The sequence below is a fragment of the Micromonospora sp. NPDC048986 genome, from assembly GCF_040649335.1.
In the GTDB taxonomy this organism is placed as follows: Bacteria; Actinomycetota; Actinomycetes; order Mycobacteriales; family Micromonosporaceae; genus Micromonospora; species Micromonospora alfalfae.
The window spans coordinates 145,689-166,107 of the sequence record NZ_JBEZFJ010000014.1; the positions used below are offsets into that span (position 1 = coordinate 145,689).

Genomic DNA, 20,419 nt, shown 5'->3' on the forward strand with positions numbered 1-20,419 from the left:
TTTTGCGCTCATCCTCCCCGATCAACCTGAGGGCAGGATTAATGCTGCAACGGCAGTGGGCGAACCCAGTTCTGTTCGCGTTCGTTGGTCCGCCCGCGACGGACCGTCAAGCGGCAAACCGGTGCGGAACTCGCCGACATGCTGCTCAGGCTGCAACTGGTGCTGGCGGCAAACCCCAGCTCCGTCGAACGTCTTCCTGATCGTGTCGGCTCCGGCGCCGGCTCCGGCCATGCGACTGGAAGTGGGGTCGGAACGAGCGCCTCGACGAGTTGCTCGTCAGGCCAACGAGGGCACCAGCGATGGTGGTGACCTCCGAAGAGGTCACCACCAAGGACGCACTGGTCACGGCGCCTGCGGCGGGATCGCGCCAGGTAGTCAGCGACCGGGATCATCGAACGCCCGGCACCTTACGCCCGTCTGCCGAATGCTGGTGGACGGGAACCGCCGGCCTACAGGTCGGCCTTCGTCACCCGGGAGGATTCGTACGTCGTGGAGGCCTGAGAAAGGCCCGGCACGGTGGAGACGTCCTTGACGAGCATGCCGGTCGTGGCGTCGATGGTCAGCACCTCGCTGGCCTCGCCGCCGAACACCTCGGGGCCGGCGGTGATGGTCAGCGTGGCCTTGCCGTGGGTGGTCGAGTCCTTGACGCTGACCGCGGAGATGGTGGACAGCAGACGCAGCACACCGGCCCGGACCTGCGTGTTGCCGTCGCCAGCGGACAGCGCTTGGGTGCTGTACGTCCACAGGGCGTTGTCGAAGTGCCGCTGAACGGCCTGGGGGCTGTACGGCTTCGGCTCGGCGTTGCCACCCTTCTGCTTGATGATCACCTGGGCGGCCGCCTGCTGCTTGTCCCACACCGCCTTCTGCGCCGCGGGGTCAAGGCCCACCAACGGATCGTTGGCTGCCTTGAGCATCTGGGTCCGGCCGTCGGCCGGGCTGCTGTCCGAGGCGGCGAGGGCCGCCTTGAGCAGCGGAGCGTAGCCGCCGTCCGTCATCTGGTCCTGGTGGCGGGCGATCGCACGCTTGATGTCCTTCACGCTGTTGCCCGTATAGATGGCGTGACCGTCGGTGTACAGCGTGTAGACGACCTGCATGGTCTTGGTGCCGTGGACCTGCGTCGCCTTCACCAGCCACGCGTCGCCCGTCGACGGGGTGACCGTCGTGATGGACCCGGCCAGGGTCATCAGCGGCGCGCGCTCGGCGGACGCGTCGACGGTGGTCGAACCCGAGGTGGCGGCTGGCGAATCCTTGCTGGCCTCCACGCCCCCGGTCGCCGACGAGTTGAGCACCACAGCGACAACTGCCGCCGCGGCGGCAACCCCCACCCCGGCGCCGATGCCCAATCGGCCCGCGATACCGATCCGGCGGCGGCCCTGAACCGCCGGGCTGGATTCGTGGTCCCGCGTGGTTGTCGTCGTTTCCATGGATGACGTCGCCTCCATAGTCGTGTCCTCCGCTGATATCGCGCCCAGCAGCCGCACGTTCCCGGGGTCGGCCATAGCCGCCCGCAGCACCGCCCGCGCCCGCTGATACGCCTCCGGGCGTAGTGGTTCTGCGCTGCCCAACGCACCGACCAGATCGAGCTCGTCGGTCATCGGTGTCTCTCCTTCGCGCTGTTGCGGTCCTTCAGAAGCGCGGACACCCCCGGGGCGTCGCGCAATGCCGTCCTGGCCTGGCTCAGCAACCGCCGCGCGGTGCCGGCCGGTATGCCGAGGGCCCGCGCGGCGTCGGCTGCGGTCAGGTCCTCCCAGGCGACGAGCCTCAGGACCTCCCGCTCTTCGGGTTTGAGCCGCGTCAGGGCCGACCGGAGCACCGCCCGGGCGTCCACGCCGAGGTCCACCGCCGACCACGGATCCCATCCAGTAGCCACGTCCGGCACGTCCGCGACCAGGTCCTCGGCCGGCCGGGACCGCCAGTAGCGCCGCAAGCGATTCAATGCCACCCCGTACAACCACGGCCGCGCATCGTTGTACGACCGGTCGTACGATCGCCGCGACTCGAAGGCCGCAACCCAAACCTCGCCCAGGAGGTCCTCAGCCGCATCCCGCCCAGCCCGGCGAACGAGGTACGAACCGACGGCGGCCTCATGACGCTCGACCACCTCCACGAAGGCGTCGACATCGCCATCCAGCGACCGACCTATCAAATCCGCATCCGAAGCCATGGCCCTCCTCGGCAAAGTCCGCGCTTCACCCTGACATTGCCGATCAGGCGGGAAAGTGTTCAGCCGCCGAGGTCCGACGGCAAGCGGTCGCCCAATAGCGACCTCTCCCCGCCGTTTCAGGGCTGGATCTGGTTCTCGATGGGGCTGCCAGAGGCGCCGAGAGGTGGCGGCTCGCCCGGTTCAGGCGCGGCGACCGGGCCTACCGATCCGGGGCCGCCCGACGAGCCGCACCCACCCCAGCCGACGGCGTCCCCCGCTGCTACTTGCTGGCCGCAGTGATCTGCTGCGGCGTGTGCGGCCGGATCATGGACTCCCACTGGGTCCACGGCCGACCCGGCTACCGCTGCCGCCACGGACACACGAGCACCCGCACCAGGACCTCCGCCCCAACCGACGATCCTCTACATCCGGGAAGGCCACCTGCTCGACCGCATCCGACACGACCGCGGGCTACACCGTCGCCATCCCGCACTGCGCAGCCCCGACCCAGAAAAGCTCGCCGCCTACTTACGCACCAACAACATGATCATTGTGTGTGACCACCACGCGTGGACCATCGAAGCCGAGACCGTGACCTACCCGTTCACCCCGGCGGGGAGCTTCCTCGCCACGACAGCAAAAATCCCCGCCCAACACCACGGTGGATCACGCAAAACACGAACAACCATCAAAGTTCGTGTGGAAATAATGTGTCCGAGACGCGATTCATTGCCCCACCGCCGATGACGCTCAGCGCAACTCTGAGGCTCGCGCAAGCCTAGCTGTCTGTGGTGACCTCGTCGGCTCCGCCAAAGGATCACCAGGACGCCGCGCCGCGTCTGACCTGCGACAAGTGAAGCCGCAGGTAAGGGCGGGTGCAGTTGAGCGCCGTCCGGGGCCGCTGGGTGCAGTTCACGGCCGTTCAGGGCACCCTGTTGCTCCCAATCTGCTCCCCCGTCTCGGTCAGCAGCAGGCCGGCGGCTCGGGCCACTCGGCTCACTGCCGAAAAAGTCTCCAGCCTGAAGGTCCTGGTCAGGGCACTGCCCGTGGGATCGTGTCGACGGCCGGTGGAAGGACCTTGGTCAGCCCGTAACCGAGGGCCGGGACGCTAACGGATGGTGAAGGTCAGCGGGTTCGAGATGCCGAGGCCGCCGTGGGAATCGTGGACCCGCACGGTGAAGGTGGACGACGTGCCGGCCGACAGGGCCGTCTGGAACTGGTAGCGCTGTCCGCTGTTGGTCGGCGTCACGGCCAGCCGGGTTGCGCCGAGGTAGAACTCCACCCGGCTGACGAGGTCCCCGGGATCGGTGTCGGCGACGTCGGCGACCAGCGTGACGGTCGTCGGCTCGAGGAAGTAGGTCTGCCCGCCGGGGGTGCTCAACGCCACCGCCGGCGGGTGGTTGGTGCCGGTGGACGCCGGCGTCACCACCGTGACCAGCAACGGCGGCGCAGCGCCAGACAGCGACTGGTCGGTGCCGGCCGAGACGTACAGCACGAAGGTGGTGCTGGTGCCGGGCTCCCCGATCGGTGGTGTCCACAGCGCCTCGTACCGGTCACCTGTCGTCCTCACCCCCCGGGCAACCGTGACGCCGTCCACCCGGAACGACACCGAGGTGATGCTGTGTCCGCCTCCCACGGTCGCGGTCGCCGCCAGCGGAACGGTTCCCGGCGTGGTGTACACCGCGCCGGCGGTCGGGCTGAGCCAGGTGACGATCGCCGGGTAGTCAGCGACCGGCGGTGTGGTCGTCCGGGTCGGCGTCAGGCTGGGCAGGACGCCGCCGGTGCACGTGACGCCGTTGAGCGTGAACGACGCCGGTATGGGGTTGCTGCCCGACCAGGCGCCAACGAAACCGATGTTCGCGGAGCCATTGGTGCCCAGGGTCGCGTTCCAGCCCAGATTGGTCGCGCTGACCTGCTGGCCCGCCTGGGCCCAGGTGGCGCTCCAGGTTTGTGTGAGCCGCTGGTCGACTGCAGGGAACGCGAACCGCAGCGTCCACCCGTTGACTGGGTCACCCAAGTTGGTGACCGCGATGTCGGCGTGGAAGCCACCGGTCCACTGGCTGGTGACGACGTAGTTCACCCGACACCCGGCTGCCGCGTTCGCCGCACTGGCGTGTGAGATCGCGGCCATCATCGCGACCACGGCAACAGCGATGGCGGCCACAGCAGTCAGCGACTTCCGCATGGCACACCTCGCCGTAGATAGTTGAGTGTCTATGAATATGTCGACTGTCCTGCGGCTCCGCTTTCCTGTCAAGGCACGCACGGCAGTCCTGCCGCCGGCAGGACAACGGGCAGCGCGCCCATGGGCGATCGGTAGCGGCCACAGCGCCGAGCAGGCGGAAGAGTGGATAGCGCAGCCTTTCGCCTGGACCGCGACTGGCCGCCAGGCCCTGGACGACTTCGCGTCAAATAACGCAACAAAGTGGGCGGCCAAGTCCCGGCAGAAGACCGAGCGCCGGGTACGCGACCTCGCAATGTGGACCGGCCAGTGGGCAGATCGCCAGACCGACGGCCATCAGTCAGCCCCGAGCCACAGCGCGAGGCACCCTCGTGATGTGGGCGCCGGTGCCGCTTTTCCGCCACAGTGGAAGCCGGCCGACGCCAGCTACCTCATGACGACGACCTACCGGGCCGATTCCGTCACAACTCCTCCATCGCCGTACACCGCACGGCTTCAGACCTCCGGTAATGTCACCGCTATCGTTCTCGACCTTGAGGGGCAGGTCGCCGCGTCCGGCAGGCTCACGACCGCCGACGCATTCGGGATCGTCGACCAGGTCGAAACCGCGCCTGCACACCGGAGCCGCGGACTGGGCAACGTGGTCATGCGCTCGCTCGCACCGCACGCCCTCCGACACGGCGCGGACACCGGTGTCCTCGTCGCTACTGACGACAGTCACCGTCCTTACCGAGCTCTCGGATGGACAGTACGCACACCCGTCGCGGCCGCGTACATACCAGAGCCCAGAAGTGCCTGATCCACACACGCTCGTCGGCATGACCGAACGTCCCCGACTGGATACCGAAAGGATCATGACTGATGTCTTCGGTGCCGCCGAAGACGTCTCCCAGCAAGGAGCCCTGGTCAAGAGGTTGCTGGCGGGATACAGGACGCCACACCCCTCTTTGACCTGCGCAAACGTGGAGCCGCAGGAAAGGGTGGGCGCAGTTGAGTGACCTTCGATGCCGTTGGACGCAGTTCAAGGCCCTTCAGAGCACCCCGTTGCTCCCAACCTGCTCGCCCAGACCGGGCTCGCTCGGTTGGTGCTCATCGGCCTCAGCCAGAGCCCACTCGTTCCGATGGCCACGGTGGCGCGGGCCAGGCCCTGTCTCCGCTGCGTCCGCCTCGAACAATTCCTGCGCGCCGCGCTCTTCGAGCACCCTTCGTATGAAGGATCACGGTGTTGCCGCCGCGCAGGCTCACACCGCAACGATGGCCGCATCCTCCGTATCAACACGGACCTCCACCTCGATCATGAGGGCGGTTGGCCGTCGTTCTGGGGCGGCGTGGTAGCGGAATTCTTGAGGTGCTGCTCCACCTCGAACCGTTCAGGTACAGCTGGTTGAACGAGGAGGCTGTCCCGAATCTCATGCCCAGCCGGGCCCATGAGTCCCAGTGACACTCTCAGGTAGCGCGCCGCGAGGCCGTGTTGGCCGAGGCGCGACCTGACAGCGCCGATGTTGCTGAGGGCGAGCGCGATGTTGAATGAGCCCTTTTCATCGTGACGGGGCTGGTCACGGCGGTGGGGTGGGGGGCAGGGATCGACGTAGGGCGAGGCTCCCGGCAAGACAGCAGTCGACCAAGATCCGATGCCCCAACCGGAAGCCTCGCTGTTGTCCTACCCTGCCGCGATTCCCCTGTCCGACCGCACCCTCATTTGCCTCGCTGACCTGATCCGCAACCACCGAACGCAGGTGGAGAATCGCGCGGCGCTTGGCTGGCGGTTCAACAAGTTTGACCCGAGTACCAGGCGTTGGATACGGCGTTGGCGCCGCCGATGTCCCACGTTCCCGGGCCGATGCACCAGGTCCAGTCGTCGCGGGGCCACGTCGCGTCGACGTAGATGAGCACATGGGTGTTCCCGCAGTGGTTGTACCAGGCCGTCACCGCGTCTTCGTAGTAGCCGCAAACCTGCGCGGAGACGTCCTCGCTGCCGGGCTTGGCCTGCTCCGAAACCGCGGTGGTTTCGGGTTGGGACAGGCGGGAGCTGGCGCCCGGACTTGCCTGTGCCACGGTCCCGGACAGGGTGAGTGCGCCGAGGATCGCGGTCACTGCCGAGATCCGAAACGCCGTTCTGTACCACATTTTCACAATGGTCTCCTGTCAGCCGCTGCTGCGGCCTAGATGATGCTGCTGGCTGCATGAAGTGATCGATGTACTTCCTCGCGCTCCTTCCATCGCGAAAACACGGATCGATGTAACGCGCTCAAGTGAACCTTCTTCCGTAAGCCGGAATCAGATTCAACCCTGACTGAGCGGACTTCCTAAGATAAGAGTGCAGGCCACAGCCGGGTCTGTCGTTACCGGTAAGCGCACAAGTCTTTAGTCTGCGCGCACTCTCGCGCACTGCTCGCGGAACTGGCGTGGCGAAAGGCCGTAGGCGCTGCGGAACGCCTGGCTGAAGTGCGCCGGGCTGGTGAAACCCCACTGGGCGGCGATCGCGTGGATCGGGCGCGCGCCTAGTTGGGGGTTGGCGAGGTCGCGTCGGCACTGCTCCAGGCGACGCTCGCGGACCCAGCCGGCGACCGTGTGCCCTTCCTCGTGGAACAGCTTGTGCAGGTATCGCAACGAGATGTGATGCGCTGCGGCGATCGCGTCCGGTGTCAGGCGCGGATCGCCCAGATTCTCTCGGACGAAGGCGTGGATCTGAGCCATCAACGCTCGCCGTCGGGTGTGGGAGGGCACCGCGCTTTGGAGGTCCAGCGCATTGGCCAGTGCCGCTGTCAACACGTCAATGGTGAGGGTGGACAGCCGGGCGGCGTCCAACGGACTGAGTTCGTCCATGTGCTGGGCAAGGTGCAGCAGGAATTGTGAAGATAACGCGCCGATGCCTTGGGCGCCAGGGATGCGAACTGCGCTCAGGCGCCGCAACTCCCGAGAGGGCAACGGCAGCAACGAGCGCGGGAAGCGCAGGAGCAGCAGCTGACTAACTGGAACATCCGGGGTGAATTCGGCCAGGTAGGGCCGAGAGGTGTCATACAGTATCAGGTCCCCCACGCCGAAATCTGTGCGCTGGCCGTCTTGGGTGATCATGCCGCCACCGCGCACAAGGCAACCCAGCTTGAACACCTCGGGATCGGCCTGCCGAATGAGCTTGGGAGTGCGGCGGACCGAGTGCGGCATCGTGGTTATTAATGTCGCCTGCACGGGACCGAACTCGCTGATTCCGACCTGAGCCCGAAATCCGGGCTCCCACTGCGATTCACAGCGTAAATCGTAGGGCACCCAGAGCTTCGAGTTTACCTCGCGCCAGAAGGCGAACCCGTCTTCAACCGGGACCTCGGTGGTGCTGACTACGTCCATGACTCGCCTTCGCGCTGTCGCTGCAGGGGTCACATCACGATAGCTTGGCGTCGATATAGCGGCGTTGCGATGTTGTGGTACGGGTCAGGCATTGCGGGCTTTTCATCGTGATGGGCCTGGTCGCGATAGGTGGCAGGCAACGTGTGTCGACATAGGACGAGGCTCCCGGTAAGACAGCAGTCGACCAAGATCCGATGCCCCGCGATCCCGGACGGCACCCCGATCCCGATCGACCGAGTCGCGGACCAGAGGCCGTACTACTCCGGCAAGCACAAGCGCCACGGAGTCAACGTGCAGGTCATCGCGGACCGCAAGGGACGCCTCATCTGGGCCTCGCCGGCCCTGCCCGGCGCCGTGCACGACCTGACCGCCGCCCGCACCCACTGCCTGATCGACGCGCTGACCAGCGCCAATGTGATGACCTTCGCCGACAAGGCGCACCAAGGCGCCGGCGGCAGCACCCGCACGCCGTTCAAGCCCCGCCGTGCGCCCGCAACCCCTACGTCTTTCGGGGGATGATCTCCTGCCCCGTCTGTCAGCGACGCATGCAGGGCCAGTACAACCACGGCGACGCCTACTACCGCTGCCGCTTCCCCCAGGAATACGCCCTCGCCAACGAGGTCGAACACCCCCGCAACATCTACCTGCGCGAGGACGCCCTCACCAACCCGCTCGACGAGTGGCTGGCATCCGCGTTCACCCCGGACCACCTCGACCAAACGATCAGCGCCATGTGCGACGCCCAACCAACGGACCCAACGCCACCGACGGCCGCAGCGCAGGCCACGATCGCGGCCTGTGACGCAAAGCTTGCCCAATACCGGGGCGCCCTCGACGCCGGCGCAGACCCCGCACCAGTCGCCGGTTGGATCACTCAAACCCAGGCCGAACGGGCACGAGCCGAAGCTGACCTTCAAACGACCCAGCGGACAGAGCCGCGCCGGATGAGCCGCTCCCAGATCGCCGACCTAGTCCGAACGCTCGGCGACATCGTCGCCGTGCTGCGCGACGCCGACCCGGACGACAAAGCCGAGGTCTACCGGCAACTCGGACTGCGACTTGTGTACCAGACCGAAACGCAAACGGTGCGCGCTGCAGTGGATCTCAGCGCGCACCGTGGGGTTATGGTTCGTGTCCGAGGGGGGACTTGAACCCCCACACCCTATACGGGTACTAGCACCTCAAGCTAGCGCGTCTGCCATTCCGCCACCCGGACCTGCACGTTCAGCCTACCTTGCCGACCAGATGATCTTTCCATCCGGTGGTTGGCACTGTGGGCCGCACGGGGAGTTACTGTACACGCCGCTCGTGGATCATGCACATTGCCTTCCGGCGCTTCTCTCCCGGCGCTCCCGCCGCTGCTCAAGCCGCCTCAAAACGGCCGCTCTGACGCACCGTCGGCGCGTGTCCGGGTAGCGTCCGGCGGCCCTGTGGCGGCAGCATTGCCACGTGTCCCATCCCTCCCCCCTGGCAGCCGCCCAGCACCGAGCCCTCGCCCTGCGCGCCGCGGGCGATCTCAGCGCCGCCCGGCAACTGCTCGCGGAGGCCGTCGAATCCGCTTCCCCGCCGTACGGTGCCGACCATCCCGAGGTGCTGCACACCGCGCACCTGCTGGCGCGGCTGCACCGGGAGGGGGACGATCCGCTCGCCGCCCGCCGGGTGTTGGAGGAGGCGTTCGCGGCGGGCGAGCGGCGCTGGGAGCACTCTGACCCGCTGATGCTCGCGCTCGCCTTCGAACTCGCGGAGGTGGCGGAGGAACTCGGCAACCGGCACGAGGCCCGCCGCAACTACACCCGCGTCGCCACCGCCGGTCCCGCCGCGCTGGGGGAGAACCACCCGGCGGTACGCGCAGCCCGCGACTACCTCGGCCCACTCCCGTCGACGTCGGGCGAGCAGCACCCCACGCCGACACCCGGTCCGATCCCGGTGACCGAGCCCGGTGCCCGGTCGGCGCTCTCCGGCCCGACGCTGTCGCTGGCGACCCTCGCCGCGATGCGGCCCTCCGCCGATGGCCCGCCGCCCGCCGTCTCACCCTGGGCGCCGCAACCGCCGGCGGCGCCCCGACAAACCCCCCCGGCGGTACGCGCACCAGCCACACCCACGTCTCCCGGCCACACCACCCCGGCACCGGTCCCAGCCCCTCGGGCGACGCCCGTTCAGCCGGCAGCTTCCTCGATCGCGCCAGTCTCGATCGCGCCAGTGCAGCCCGACCCGCCGACAGCCCCACCCAGACCCGCGACTCCGCCCCGCCCACGCGCCGACGCCCCACCGCCGGCGAATGCGATGCCACCCCGTCAACGTCCCGACGAGCAACCGTCCGGACCAGCCCGGCCAGCGGTGGGTCCGGTGCCCCGGCCGAGGGCTGAAGGCCCGCCGACGACGCCGGCCGCGCAGGGGTCACCAGACCGACCGCCATCCGGGCCGGCCGTGGCACCACGTCAAAGGCTGGGTGACCACGCGACCCCGCCGGCGGCCGACGTGCCGTCGACCCCAACCGCCCCGGCGTCGACCGCCCCGCCGGCGACACCGGCGGTGCCGGCACCTCGCTGGGACAACCCCACGATCCAGGTACGGCAGATTGAGCCACTGCTCGCCGAGGAGGCCGCCCGAGCCGTCGACCCGCCAACCGCGCCGAGCGAATCGCACAATGTGTCCGGCGTCGAGGCGACATCATCGGGCAGGCCCTCTCCTATCGTTCCCTCTCCTATCGTTGGCCACCCGGGGCCGGCGTACCCGGTGAGCGGACCACCGACCCAGCCCATCGGCGCCCCGCCGGTGACCCCGCCTCCGATCTCCGCGCCCCCCAGCCGGCCGTTTCCGGTCTCGGGACCACCGGCCCAGCCGTACCCGGTCTCCGCACCACCCGGCCCCGCATCGCCCGGCCATGCCCAACCCGTGTCCGGACCACCCGGGCACAGCTACCCCGTGTCCGCACCCCCCGGCTACGGCCAGCCTGTCTCCGGACCACCTGGGCACAGCTACCCCGTGTCCGCACCCCCCGGCTACGGTCCGCCCGTGTCCGGACCACCTGGGCACAGCTACCCAGTGTCCGCACCTCCCGGCTACGGCCCGCCGGTGTCCGCACCACCAGGGCACACCTACCCGGTGTCCGCGCCGCCCGGTTTCGGGCCGCCCGCCTCGGGGCCGCCGTACGGACCACCAGTCTCCGCGCCTCCGGTGAGCGCGCCACCCGTGCCGCCCTGGGGGTTGACCGCACCGCCCTGGAGCAGCAGCGCCCCGTCACAGCCCCTGCCCACTCCAGGCACCGACTCCCCCGCACAGACCACGACGCCTACTGCGACCACGACGCCTACGCCGACCACGGCGGCCGCGCAGGCCGGCACCACCGGGCAGCACACGCCCGCTGGGCAGAGCACGCCCGTCGGGCAGCAGACGCCCGTCGGGCAGCACACGCCGGCCGGGCAGCACACGCCCGCCGGGCGGAACACGATGGACGCGGGCGGCACCGGTGCGGACGGTGACTCCGGGCTGGGCATCCTCGACGCCCCGGTGGTGGCGCCCCGGCGGGCCCCGAGCGCGATGTCCGATCAGACCGTGGTGCTGCCGTCCGTTCCGGCGGATGGCAGCCCGGCTGCGGTCGAGGCCAGTCTGGGCTGGCGAGCCGCGGTCCAGCCCGTCCCAACGGTCACTCCGGCAGGCACCGTCGTCGCGCAAACGCACCTCACGGCCACCCAGACACAGCCGAGCAGCGATCAGGCAGGCCCGATCGTCGGGCAGTCAGGCCCCGTCGCGCAGCCGGTCTGGTCACCGGGCGTCAGCGCCGACCCGACGCTGGTGCCGCCGGCCGCACCGCCGCCGGCCCAGCGGTACCACCACCAGCCACCCCAGACCCCGTACCCGACCCAGCACCAGCACCAGCACCAGCAGGGCCCGTACCCGACCCAGTACCAACACCAGGCGCCGTACCCGGGTCAGCAGTACCACCCGGTCCCGGACGCGTACCGGGCGGCGTACGCCGATGATGGTGGGTCGACGGGCCGCAACCGGGCGGCGGTGATCGGCGCGGTCGTGGCGGCCGGGGTGGCCGTCGTGGCGGTGGCGGGCCTGGGTGCGGTGATGCTGACCCGCGACGAGCCGCCGCCGGCCGGGACCACGCCGACGGCGGCGGCGCCGACGGCTGCCGGGCTTCCGCCGGGCGACCTGAAGTTGCGCGACGATTCGGCCACGATCACGTTGACCTGGACGGACCCGACCGGTGGCGCGGTGCCGTTCATGGTCGCCGCCGGGCGGGCCGGGCAGGCCCTGGGCGTGATCGCCACGGTGGACCCGGGCCGGACCAGCTACACGGTCAACGGGTTGAACTCCCGAGTGGATCACTGTTTCACCGTGTTGGCGGTCTACTCCACTGACAGCTTTGCGACTTCCGGGCAGGTCTGCACCGCGCGGGAGCGCCAAGCCACACCCAGTGGGGAGCCCTCCGGCCGACCGTCGCCGCGCTGAGCCGAGCCGGTACCGCGCCGAGTCGACCGGAGACCGGGCTGAGCTGGAGGTCCACAACGCACACTCTCGGTATCCACAGGGGTAACGGTGCGGGTTCCCCCGCCACCACCAGCGCCATATGATGGCACCCGGCTCAGGGCAGGGGTCGCCGGAAGGCGCGCCACCTGCCACGACTCAGGGGAGGCAGCCGGCTGTGGCCAGCATCGACGACGCCGTACCGACCGAGGCCCCCCGCTCCCGGTCACGGCTGCGCGGCGGGCTGGTGACCGTCGGCACGGTGGCCGCGCTGCTGGCCGCCATGGGGTTGACAGTCCTCGGGTTGGGTGCGGCGGACAACGCGGTGGCCAACTACGACGCGAGTTCCTGGCTGTGGAGCGCGGCGCGCAGCGAGCTGGCCCGGGTCAACGGGGTCACCGCCCGGGTGGACACCCGCACCGAGATCCCCGGTGCCCGGCAGCATCCGATGCAGATCACCCAGACCGACCGGCTGCTGATCCTGCGGGACCTCCAAACCGGGCAGATCAGCTCACTGGATCTGGCCACCCTCCAGCTCAGCGCGACCACCCGGACCACCCCTGGCCTGGGCGTCAGTGTGGCCCTGCACGAGGACGCGGCGTTCGTCGTCGACGCCGTGCAGGGCATCGTGCGCCAGCTCGACCCACGATCGTTGACCCCGGTCGGCGAGCCGGTGCGCTATCCGCCGGGCATCGCCGGCGGCACCTTCGACGGTAAGGGTCGACTCTGGATCGCGGTGCCCAGCCAGGGCACCGTCTCGGCGATCACCGCCGCCAAGCTGCCGTCCGCGCCGGCGACGGCGAGTGCCGGGCTCAGCCCGCAGCGGGTCGAGTCGTACGACGTCGCCGACGCCAGCCACGAGCTGGTGGTCTCCACCCTGGACGACGGGGTGGCGGTGCTCGACCGCACGGCCGGGAAGCTGGTGCGGGTGCAGCGCGGTGAGGTGCACCCGACCGCACTGACGCTGTCCGGCCCGGCGGCGCTGCCCGCGCGCACCAGCGGCCCCCGGGTGCCGGTCACGGTGACCGCCGACCGGCGGGTGCTGCTGGTGGGTGACGGTGGGCAGGAGAGCGCGTTCACGGTGCCGGGTGAGGGGGATCGGCTCAGTGCGGCGGTGGCCTGGGCGAACCGCTTCTACTGCGCCGACGAGGCCACCGGCATCATTTACTCCTTCGACGCGGCGGGTCAGCTGGTCGAGACCATCCGCGGGCGGGCCAACGGGCCGCTGGAGCTGGAGGTCCGGGAGAACCACCTGTTCATCAACTCCCCCGACGCGGCGACCGCCCGGGTCGTTGACGACAAGCACCAGGTGCGTGAGGTCAACAAGTACGCCAACGACGTGCTCGGCGGTGACCCGCCGCCGGTTCCCCCGCCGCCGCCTCCGCCGAAGAAGCCGCGGGTGGGCAAGCCGAGCGCGCCGCGCAGCGTCACCGCAGCCGCCGGCAACGCCCAGGCGCGGGTGAGTTGGCGGCCGGCCGCCGCCAACGGCGCCGAGATCATCAAGTACGTGGTGCAGGGCGCCGGGCAGCGCCTGGAGGTGGGCGCCAACCAGCGTGCGGTGGAGGTGAAGGGGCTGACCAACGGCGAGACGTACCGCTTCGCGGTGCACGCGGTCAACGCCAAGGGCGACGGCCCGCCGCGCAACAGCAACCCGGTGACGCCGACCGCAGCGGTGCCCGACCCACCAGCGAGCGTCACCGCGCAGGAACGGCCGGACGGCACGGTCCTGGTCAAGTGGCCGGCGGCGAACGGGCAGGGCAACACCATCGCGAGGTACGCGGTGACGGCCAGTTCGGCGGGGACGAACGCCCCGGCGGGTGAGTCGACGAAGACGGAGCTGGTGGTGCCCGCCGGTGAGTTGGAGTTCGGCACCCAGTACGCGTTCACGGTGGTGGCTGTCAACAGCAAGGGCGCCGGGTCGGCGGCGTCCCCGGTCAGCAACACCGTGGTGCCCTTCGCGGCACCCGGTCGACCACTCAGCCTGCGCGCCGGCACCGTCGCCAACCAGCCGGGCGCGGTGACGGTGCAGTGGGCGCCAGCCGAGGCCAACGGTCGGCCGGTGACGAAGTACCTGGTGGACGTGGGTGGGCGGGTCAGCGAGGTGACGGACACCCGTACGACCGTCACCGGGCTGGGCAACGGCCAGAACGTCACTGTGAAGGTGAAGGCCGTCAACGAGGCGGGGCCGGGCCCGGAGGCCACCGCCACCGCCCGCACGGTGGCCGAGCCACGGGTCACGGTGACCGGCTCGTCGTCGACGGCCACCGGGGCGACCGTCACGTTCACAGTGGACGCCGGTGGCGGGCAGGCCACCTGCACGCTGACCACGACGGGCGAGCCGGCGAAGGCCGGGGCGTGCTCCAGCATCACGATGACGGGCCTGACGCCGGGCACGAATTACACGTTCACTGTGACGGCGAGCAACGCCGCCGGTAAGGGCACCGCGAAGAAGGCGCAGGCCACCCAGCCGCTGTTCGGCATAGCGACCTGCAACAACGGGCCCGACGGTGACCAGCGGACCTACTGCAACGAGGAAGTCGACGGCCGCAACGGCAACGAGGTCTTCAAGGTCACCCGGCAGGACAACGACCAGCAGGCCGGCTGGGCCAAGCCCGGCACCCGACTGAAGGCGTACTGCAAGAAGTCGGGCGAGAACGTTGACGCCTGGATCTACAACAACGACAAGCGCAGCAATTGGTGGGTGCAGGTCGAGTTCAAGGGAAAGAACTACATCCCCTGGGCCTGGCTCAACCTGGAGGGCGGCGACAACATCAACGTCCTGCCCACCTGCTGAAACACCAGGCGAGGAGCACCACCGACAGTGAACACCCACGAGCCGCTCACCCAACCGGAGGTGCAGGGTTTCGCCGCCCTGGCCGCCCGGCTGGCCGAGAACGTCAACGCGGTGGTGCTCGGCAAGCCGCAGGTGGTGCGGTTGGCGCTGACCGCGCTCTTCGCCCAGGGTCACGTGCTGCTGGAGGACGTGCCAGGGGTCGGTAAGACGACCCTGGCGCGGGCCATCGCCGCCACGGTTAAGGGCGAGTGGCGGCGCATCCAGTTCACGCCCGACCTGCTCCCCTCGGACGTGTCCGGCGTGACGATCTTCAACCAGGCGACCCGGGACTTCGAGTTCCACCCGGGGCCGGTCTTCGCCAACATCGTCATCGCCGACGAGATCAACCGGGCGTCGCCGAAGACCCAGTCGGCGCTGCTGGAGGTGATGGAGGAACGGACCGTCACTGTGGACGGGGTCCGGCACCCGGTGCCGTCGCCGTTCCTGGTGGTGGCCACGCAGAACCCGGTGGAGATGGACGGCACCTACCGGCTGCCCGAGGCGCAGTTGGACCGGTTCCTGGTGAAGCTCTCCGTCGGGTACCCGGACGAGGCGGTCGAGGTGGAGGTGCTGCGCGGCGCGACAGTGCGCTCCCCCGAGGCGCTCGCCCCGGTCACCGACACCGCCACCGTCGGGGAGATGGTCCGGATGGCCCGCCGGGTGCACATCGCCGAGCCGCTCTACGCGTACGCGGTCCGGTTGGCGGCGGCAACCCGCACCCACCCGCAGGTGCGCGTCGGGGTCAGCCCCCGGGGCGTGATCGCGTTGACCCGGGCGGCGTGCGCGTACGCGCTGATCGACGGGCGGGGCTGGATCATGCCGGAGGATCTGAAGGCGCTCGTCGAGGCGGTGTTCGCGCACCGGTTGCTGCTCACCCCGGACGCCCAGGTGCGCGGGATGACCCCCGCGGAGGTGCTGCGCCAGGCCGTCGCCTCGGTGCCGGTGCCGCTGCCGTCGGGGCAACCCGCTCCGGTGCAGGGCTGACCGGCAGCAGCGCGATGGGGATCACCGCCCGTGGGGTCGGGCTGCTCGTCGCCGCTGTGGCGCTGCTGGGGGTGGGTTTCCGGTTCGCGTACCCCGAGTTGACGCTGCTCGGCGCGGCGGCCGGCGCGGCCGTCGGCTACGCGGCGTTGGTAGCGGCCTGGCGGCCCCGGCTGACGGTGACCCGACGTGCGGACCCGGACCGGGTGGCGCGCGGCGAGCCGGCGAGCATGACGTTGACAGTGCGCAACACCGGGCGGCTGCGCTCGGCGAACCTGCTGGCCGAGGACCGGTGCGGTGAGCGGACAGTGCCGGTGCCGGTGCTGCGCCTGCGCCCCGGCCGGGACACCGAGGTCCGCTACGACGTGCCGACCGACCGTCGTGGGGTGGTGCCGGTCGGTCCGCTGCGGGTGACCCGACGCGACCCGCTGGGGTTGGTGGCGTTGGCCCGCCCGTACGGTGCGGCGGTGCCGGTCTGGGTGCACCCCCGGATCCACCCGCTGACGGCGGTGCCCCGGGGTTCGGGGCGCAGCCTCGACGGCCGGGTGGACGGGGTTCCGCACGGGTCGATCACGTTCGACTCGCTGCGGGAGTACGTGGTCGGCGACGAGTTGCGCCGGGTGCACTGGCGCACCAGCGCCAGGGTGGGTGAGCTGATGGTGCGGGAGAACGTGGACACCAGCCTGCCGCGTCTGGTCGTGCTGTTGGACAACCGTGCCGCCGCGCACCCGCAGCGGGTCGGCGGGGTGGCGGAGTCGTTCGAGTCGGCCTGCGAGGCGGCGGCGTCGGTCGTCACCGCCGCGCACCGCGCCGACCTGCCGGTGCTGTTGCTGTTGGCCGCCGCGGAACCGGCGGAGGTCACGCCGCCCGGCGGTGACGCCGACGGCGCGCTCGGGCCGCTGGACCGACTCGCCGCCGCCGACCTGTCCGCCGACGCTGACGCGGTGCGGGCGGTCACCACCCGGCTGCGGCAGGACCGGCTCGGCGACACGCTGATCTTCCTGACCGGGCCGGATGGCCGGGCGGAGCTGGGACACGTGGGGGCGCTGCGCGGGGCGTACCCGTCGGTGGTGGTCGGGGTGTTCGGCGCGGCGGAGCCGACGCCGCCGGGCACCGCCGGCCTGGTGATCGTCGACGCGGCCGACGGCGCGCGGTTCGCCGCCGAGTGGGACGGGGTACGCCGGTGGTGACGGCCGCCGTGCGGGTGCTGCGGGCGGCGGTCCTGCCGCTGGCGCTGATCGGGCTGACGGCGCTCGCCGGGGTGGTACTCGGCCGGGTGTACGCCGGTGGCCTGCTGACCTGGCTGGTCGTCGGCGCGGCGGCGGGTTCGGTGCTGGTCAGCGTGGCGGCCCGGCGGCTGCCGTCCTGGCTGGTGGCGCCGGTGTCGGTGGCCGCGATGGTCGGCTGGACACTGTGGTCGCTGCGGTTGGCCGCGACCCGCGCGCAGTTGCCGGGCGGCCTGTTGGAGATCACTACGGACGCCGCCCGCAACGGCATCCCCCGGCTGCTCACCGCGATGATCCCGGTGGAACCCACCCCGGACACCGTGCTGGTGCCTGTCGTCGCTGCCTGGCTGGCCGGGCTGACCGGCGCGGAGGTGGCGCTGCGCACCGGCCGGGTGCTGCTGGGTTACCTGCCGGCGGCGGGGCTCTACGCCGCCGCCCTCTACGTGGTCGGCCCGAACGCCGAACCGGCGCTGGGGTCGACGGTGGTGTTCGTCGCTGTCGCGGCCCTCGGCCTGGCGATCCCCACCCGGACCGCGCCCGGCGGTGGCGATCCGAGCGCCGAGCTGGCCCCCCGGGTACGCGCGGCGGTGCGACTGCGCCTGGCCACCAGCGCGGCGCTCGGGGTGGCGGTGGTGGTCGGCCTCGTCGCGTTGCTCGGCCCGGTCGTCGCGGGGCAGGTCGACGGGCGGCCGGTGGACCCGCGCCGGTACGTGGAGCCGCCGCAGGTGCAGACGCTCGACGAGAACCCGTTGATCCGGATCTCCGGTTGGGCGCTGCACCCGGAGCAGAAGCTCCTCGACGTGAGCACCGAACGCCCCGACGCGCCGCCCGCCGACGCCCCGCCGGGGGCCGACCCGACGGCGGACACCGCGCGCAGTGTGCGGATCCGGTTGGCGGTGCTCAGCGACTACGACGGGGTGACCTGGCGGGTCGGCGCGACGTACCGCAACGCCGGACGGATCCTGCCGGCCGCGACCGTGGCCCGCGACAGCACTGTGCAGACGGTCCGGCAGGAGATCAGCGTGGCCGAGTTGAGCGGTCGGCTGCTGCCCGCGGTGGCGACGCCCAGGGAGGTCAGTGGGGCGCGGGTGGCGTACGACCCGGCGAGCGGGACGCTGATCCGGCCGGAGGGGCTGACGCCGGGGCTGCGGTACTCGGTGACCTCCGCCGAGGAGCGGCCGGACGCGAACCTGTTGGCCAGCGCGAACGTGCCCGCCGGCGACGAGGTGGCCCGGGTGCTGCGGGTCGCCGACGGGGTGCCCGATCCGATGCGCCGGCTGGCCACCCAACTCGCCGAGGAGAACGGCGCGCCGTTCGCGCGGGCATCGGCGATCGAGCAGTTCCTGGCCGAGCACTACCGGGTGGTGGCGGACGCCCCGAGCGGGCACGCGTACCCGAATCTGGGGTTCTTCCTGTTCGGGCCCCGCAACGGCGGCGGCCAGGAGGGCACCTCGGAGCAGTTCGCGGCGTCCTTCGCGGTCCTCGGCCGGCTCTCCGGGCTGCCCACGCGGGTGGTGGTGGGCTTTCGGACCAGCGGGCAGGGGCCGGTGCTGGCCGGTGACGCGTACGCCTGGCCGGAGGTGCTCTTCGACGGGCTGGGGTGGGTGGCGTTCGACCCCCTGCCCCGCCCCGACGACGAGCCGAGACCGGTGGAGGAGGATTTCCGCCCGACGCCGGAGGACCCTCCGCCGTCGGAGGCGCCGGCGCCGACAGCGGAGCCGAGCGCCTCACCGCAGCCGGCGGACGCCGCCGGAGCCCCGCCCGGCCCGGACGGGGTCTCCACGCCGGTGCTGGTCGCCGGCGGCAGCGGCGGTCTGCTGCTGGTGGTGGGGGCCCTCCTGCTCGCCCTCTTGGCGATGCGCCGTTCCCTCACCCGCGGCCGACTCGTGCGGGGCGACCCCGGCCAGCGCATCGCCGGCGCCTGGCGGGAGGTCACCGACGCGCTCCGGCTGGCCGGCAGACCGGTCGGTGACGACCTGGCCGCCACCGAGATCGCCGGGCACGCCCGCCGGACCCTCGCCGACGCCCGAGCGGGCACTACCGGCCACGAACCGACCGGGCGCGACACGACCGCCGACCCGGACGCCGTCGGCTCGGCGGGGGCAGACGCGTCCGGCCTGGCGGTCGACGAGTTGGCGGCCCTGCTCAATCAGGTGGGCTTCGCCCCCGCCGCCGCGACTCCCGACCAGGCGGCTCGCGCCGCCGAGGTGGCCACCGCCTACGTGGCCACCCTGCGCTCGGCCCGCCCCTGGTGGCGGCGTCTGCTCTGGTCGGTGCACCCCACTCCGCTGCGCCGCGCCCGCCGCTCCCCCCGATGAGCAGGCGCACGGCGGTGACACCTGCGGTCGGCTTCTCCCCCGCGCGGGGGAGTGCGGTACCGCCGCTGGGGGATCCCCACGTCGTTCATGCTGTGAACTACTCGAAGACCAACTGTCGACCACTGTGGAGCGTTGATGAACCCGCACTACGACGGCTTCCTCGCCGACCACTACACCTGGATGTTCGGTGCACCCTACCCGGCGCTCGTCGCGGAGCAGCTCGATGCGCTACGCCGAGCCGGTGTCGCGGAGCCGACCGGCACCGGCCTCGCCGTCGACCTCGGCTGCGGCTCGGGTTTCCAGTCGGTCGCGTTGGCCGAGATGGGTTATCGGACCGTCCTGGCGGTCGACAGCAGCGCCAAGCTCCTCGCCGAGTTGGAGCTGCACGCCAGTGACCATCCGGCGATCCGCGTCGTCCACGACGACCTGAGCCAGGTCGCGGCGAACCTCCCGGCCGGCACCGCCGAACTGGCGGTGTGCATGGGCGACACGCTCACCCATCTGCCGGACCGCCGGGCCGTCACTCAGCTCTTCGTCGACCTGTTCGCCGCCCTGGCACCGGGCGGTCGCCTCGTCCTCAGCTTCCGCGACCTCACCACGAGCCTCACCGGGACGAGCCGGTTCATCCCGGTGCACGCCGACGCCGACTCGATCCTGACCTGCTTCCTGGAGTACGAACCCGACGTCGTCACCGTCCACGACCTGCTCCACCAACGGGGCGCTCAGCAGGGCTGGACACTGTCCGCCAGCTCCTACCGCAAGCTGCGCATCGCGCCGGAGTGGGTCACCGACCAACTCACCGAAGCCGGCTTCCGCGACGTCGGCCAGGCACCCGCACCCCGGCGGATGACCCTGGTGACCGGCACCCGCCAGCGGTAGTGACCGGCCAGCTCGGCGGGTGAAATCAGGTGGCCC

The 20,419-nt window shown here is 70.8% G+C and carries 14 protein-coding genes, 1 tRNA gene and 3 pseudogenes; 12 read left to right on the forward strand and 6 right to left on the reverse strand.

The annotated features are described in order from the left end of the window. Window positions 1–449: 449 nt before the first annotated feature. The 3 genes from AB0B94_RS26105 to AB0B94_RS26115 form a co-directional block, all read right to left on the reverse strand. Complete coding sequence (locus AB0B94_RS26105) at window positions 450–1,595, reverse strand: hypothetical protein (RefSeq protein WP_357285651.1); 1,146 nt, start codon at window positions 1,593–1,595, stop codon at window positions 450–452. Next, window positions 1,592–2,164, reverse strand: coding sequence for a sigma-70 family RNA polymerase sigma factor (locus tag AB0B94_RS26110; protein ID WP_145780037.1), 573 nt, complete (start codon window positions 2,162–2,164; stop codon window positions 1,592–1,594). The genes AB0B94_RS26105 and AB0B94_RS26110 overlap by 4 nt, the downstream gene beginning before the upstream one ends. A gap of 1,087 nt (window positions 2,165–3,251) precedes the next feature. Continuing rightward, window positions 3,252–4,409 carry a cellulose binding domain-containing protein gene (locus AB0B94_RS26115; RefSeq protein ID WP_357285657.1) on the reverse strand — a complete coding sequence of 386 codons (1,158 nt, stop codon included), beginning with the start codon at window positions 4,407–4,409 and terminating at the stop codon, window positions 3,252–3,254. Window positions 4,410–4,758: 349 nt separating this feature from the next. Between AB0B94_RS26115 and AB0B94_RS26120 the strand changes: the two genes are divergently transcribed. From AB0B94_RS26120 to AB0B94_RS26130, 3 genes and pseudogenes are all read left to right on the forward strand, one after another. Further along, on the forward strand, window positions 4,759–5,124 hold the full coding sequence (locus AB0B94_RS26120) for a GNAT family N-acetyltransferase (protein WP_357285875.1): 366 nt from the start codon (window positions 4,759–4,761) through the stop codon (window positions 5,122–5,124). Window positions 5,125–5,143: 19 nt separating this feature from the next. Continuing rightward, window positions 5,144–5,323, forward strand: a complete 180-nt coding sequence (locus tag AB0B94_RS26125) for a hypothetical protein (protein WP_357285659.1) — start codon at window positions 5,144–5,146, stop codon at window positions 5,321–5,323. Between the two features lie 654 nt (window positions 5,324–5,977). Then, window positions 5,978–6,083 (forward strand): annotated as a pseudogene (locus AB0B94_RS26130) (IS5/IS1182 family transposase); the annotation flags it as partial. A gap of 9 nt (window positions 6,084–6,092) precedes the next feature. On the opposite strand, the gene AB0B94_RS26135 reads toward AB0B94_RS26130, so the two are convergent. Together AB0B94_RS26135 and AB0B94_RS26140 are read right to left on the reverse strand one after the other, a co-directional pair. Then, complete coding sequence (locus tag AB0B94_RS26135; RefSeq protein ID WP_357285662.1) at window positions 6,093–6,419, reverse strand: DUF6355 family natural product biosynthesis protein; 327 nt, start codon at window positions 6,417–6,419, stop codon at window positions 6,093–6,095. A 270-nt stretch (window positions 6,420–6,689) separates the two neighbouring features. Further along, window positions 6,690–7,670, reverse strand: coding sequence for a helix-turn-helix domain-containing protein (locus tag AB0B94_RS26140; protein ID WP_357285665.1), 981 nt, complete (start codon window positions 7,668–7,670; stop codon window positions 6,690–6,692). Between the two features lie 210 nt (window positions 7,671–7,880). On the opposite strand from AB0B94_RS26140, the pseudogene AB0B94_RS26145 reads away from it, so the two are divergent. Together AB0B94_RS26145 and AB0B94_RS26150 are read left to right on the forward strand one after the other, a co-directional pair. Beyond that, window positions 7,881–8,156: pseudogene (locus AB0B94_RS26145) on the forward strand (transposase family protein); the annotation flags it as partial. A gap of 59 nt (window positions 8,157–8,215) precedes the next feature. Beyond that, window positions 8,216–8,821, forward strand: a complete 606-nt coding sequence (locus AB0B94_RS26150) for a hypothetical protein (protein WP_357285668.1) — start codon at window positions 8,216–8,218, stop codon at window positions 8,819–8,821. Here the strand turns inward: AB0B94_RS26150 and AB0B94_RS26155 are convergent. Then, window positions 8,803–8,886, reverse strand: a tRNA-Leu gene (locus AB0B94_RS26155). The genes AB0B94_RS26150 and AB0B94_RS26155 overlap by 19 nt on opposite strands. 233 nt (window positions 8,887–9,119) lie before the next feature. Between AB0B94_RS26155 and AB0B94_RS26160 the strand changes: the two are divergent. The 7 genes and pseudogenes from AB0B94_RS26160 to AB0B94_RS26190 all read left to right on the forward strand — a co-directional run. Beyond that, window positions 9,120–9,551, forward strand: a pseudogene (locus AB0B94_RS26160) (tetratricopeptide repeat protein); the annotation flags it as partial. 1,296 nt (window positions 9,552–10,847) lie between these two features. Beyond that, window positions 10,848–12,131, forward strand: a complete 1,284-nt coding sequence (locus AB0B94_RS26165) for a hypothetical protein (protein ID WP_357285879.1) — start codon at window positions 10,848–10,850, stop codon at window positions 12,129–12,131. Window positions 12,132–12,324: 193 nt separating this feature from the next. Beyond that, entirely contained in the window at window positions 12,325–14,940 is a 2,616-nt protein-coding gene (locus AB0B94_RS26170) for a fibronectin type III domain-containing protein (protein ID WP_357285672.1), read from the forward strand. A gap of 27 nt (window positions 14,941–14,967) precedes the next feature. Beyond that, entirely contained in the window at window positions 14,968–15,963 is a 996-nt protein-coding gene (locus tag AB0B94_RS26175) for a MoxR family ATPase (RefSeq protein WP_112583044.1), read from the forward strand. 14 nt (window positions 15,964–15,977) lie between these two features. Beyond that, a complete protein-coding gene (locus AB0B94_RS26180; protein WP_357285676.1) occupies window positions 15,978–17,150 on the forward strand; it encodes a DUF58 domain-containing protein in 1,173 nt (390 codons plus the stop codon). Next, window positions 17,147–19,504: a transglutaminaseTgpA domain-containing protein gene (locus AB0B94_RS26185; protein ID WP_357285680.1), complete on the forward strand. Its 2,358-nt coding sequence runs from the start codon at window positions 17,147–17,149 to the stop codon at window positions 19,502–19,504. The genes AB0B94_RS26180 and AB0B94_RS26185 overlap by 4 nt, the downstream gene beginning before the upstream one ends. Before the next feature lie 135 nt (window positions 19,505–19,639). Next, window positions 19,640–20,383 (forward strand): class I SAM-dependent methyltransferase, encoded by a 744-nt coding sequence (locus AB0B94_RS26190; RefSeq protein WP_357285685.1) that lies wholly within the window; start codon window positions 19,640–19,642, stop codon window positions 20,381–20,383. The last annotated feature ends 36 nt before the right edge of the window (window positions 20,384–20,419 follow it).

What these genes read in the sequence shown, in the direction of transcription:
- AB0B94_RS26190 (WP_357285685.1), top strand. Translation starts at nt 19,640, where the DNA reads ATGAACCCGCACTACGACGGCTTCCTCGCCGACCACTACACCTGGATG.
- AB0B94_RS26120 (WP_357285875.1), top strand. Translation starts at nt 4,759, where the DNA reads ATGACGACGACCTACCGGGCCGATTCCGTCACAACTCCTCCATCGCCG.
- AB0B94_RS26140 (WP_357285665.1), bottom strand. Translation starts at nt 7,670, where the DNA reads ATGGACGTAGTCAGCACCACCGAGGTCCCGGTTGAAGACGGGTTCGCC.
- AB0B94_RS26180 (WP_357285676.1), top strand. Translation starts at nt 15,978, where the DNA reads ATGGGGATCACCGCCCGTGGGGTCGGGCTGCTCGTCGCCGCTGTGGCG.
- AB0B94_RS26105 (WP_357285651.1), bottom strand. Translation starts at nt 1,595, where the DNA reads ATGACCGACGAGCTCGATCTGGTCGGTGCGTTGGGCAGCGCAGAACCA.
- AB0B94_RS26125 (WP_357285659.1), top strand. Translation starts at nt 5,144, where the DNA reads ATGACCGAACGTCCCCGACTGGATACCGAAAGGATCATGACTGATGTC.
- AB0B94_RS26110 (WP_145780037.1), bottom strand. Translation starts at nt 2,164, where the DNA reads ATGGCTTCGGATGCGGATTTGATAGGTCGGTCGCTGGATGGCGATGTC.
- AB0B94_RS26150 (WP_357285668.1), top strand. Translation starts at nt 8,216, where the DNA reads ATGCAGGGCCAGTACAACCACGGCGACGCCTACTACCGCTGCCGCTTC.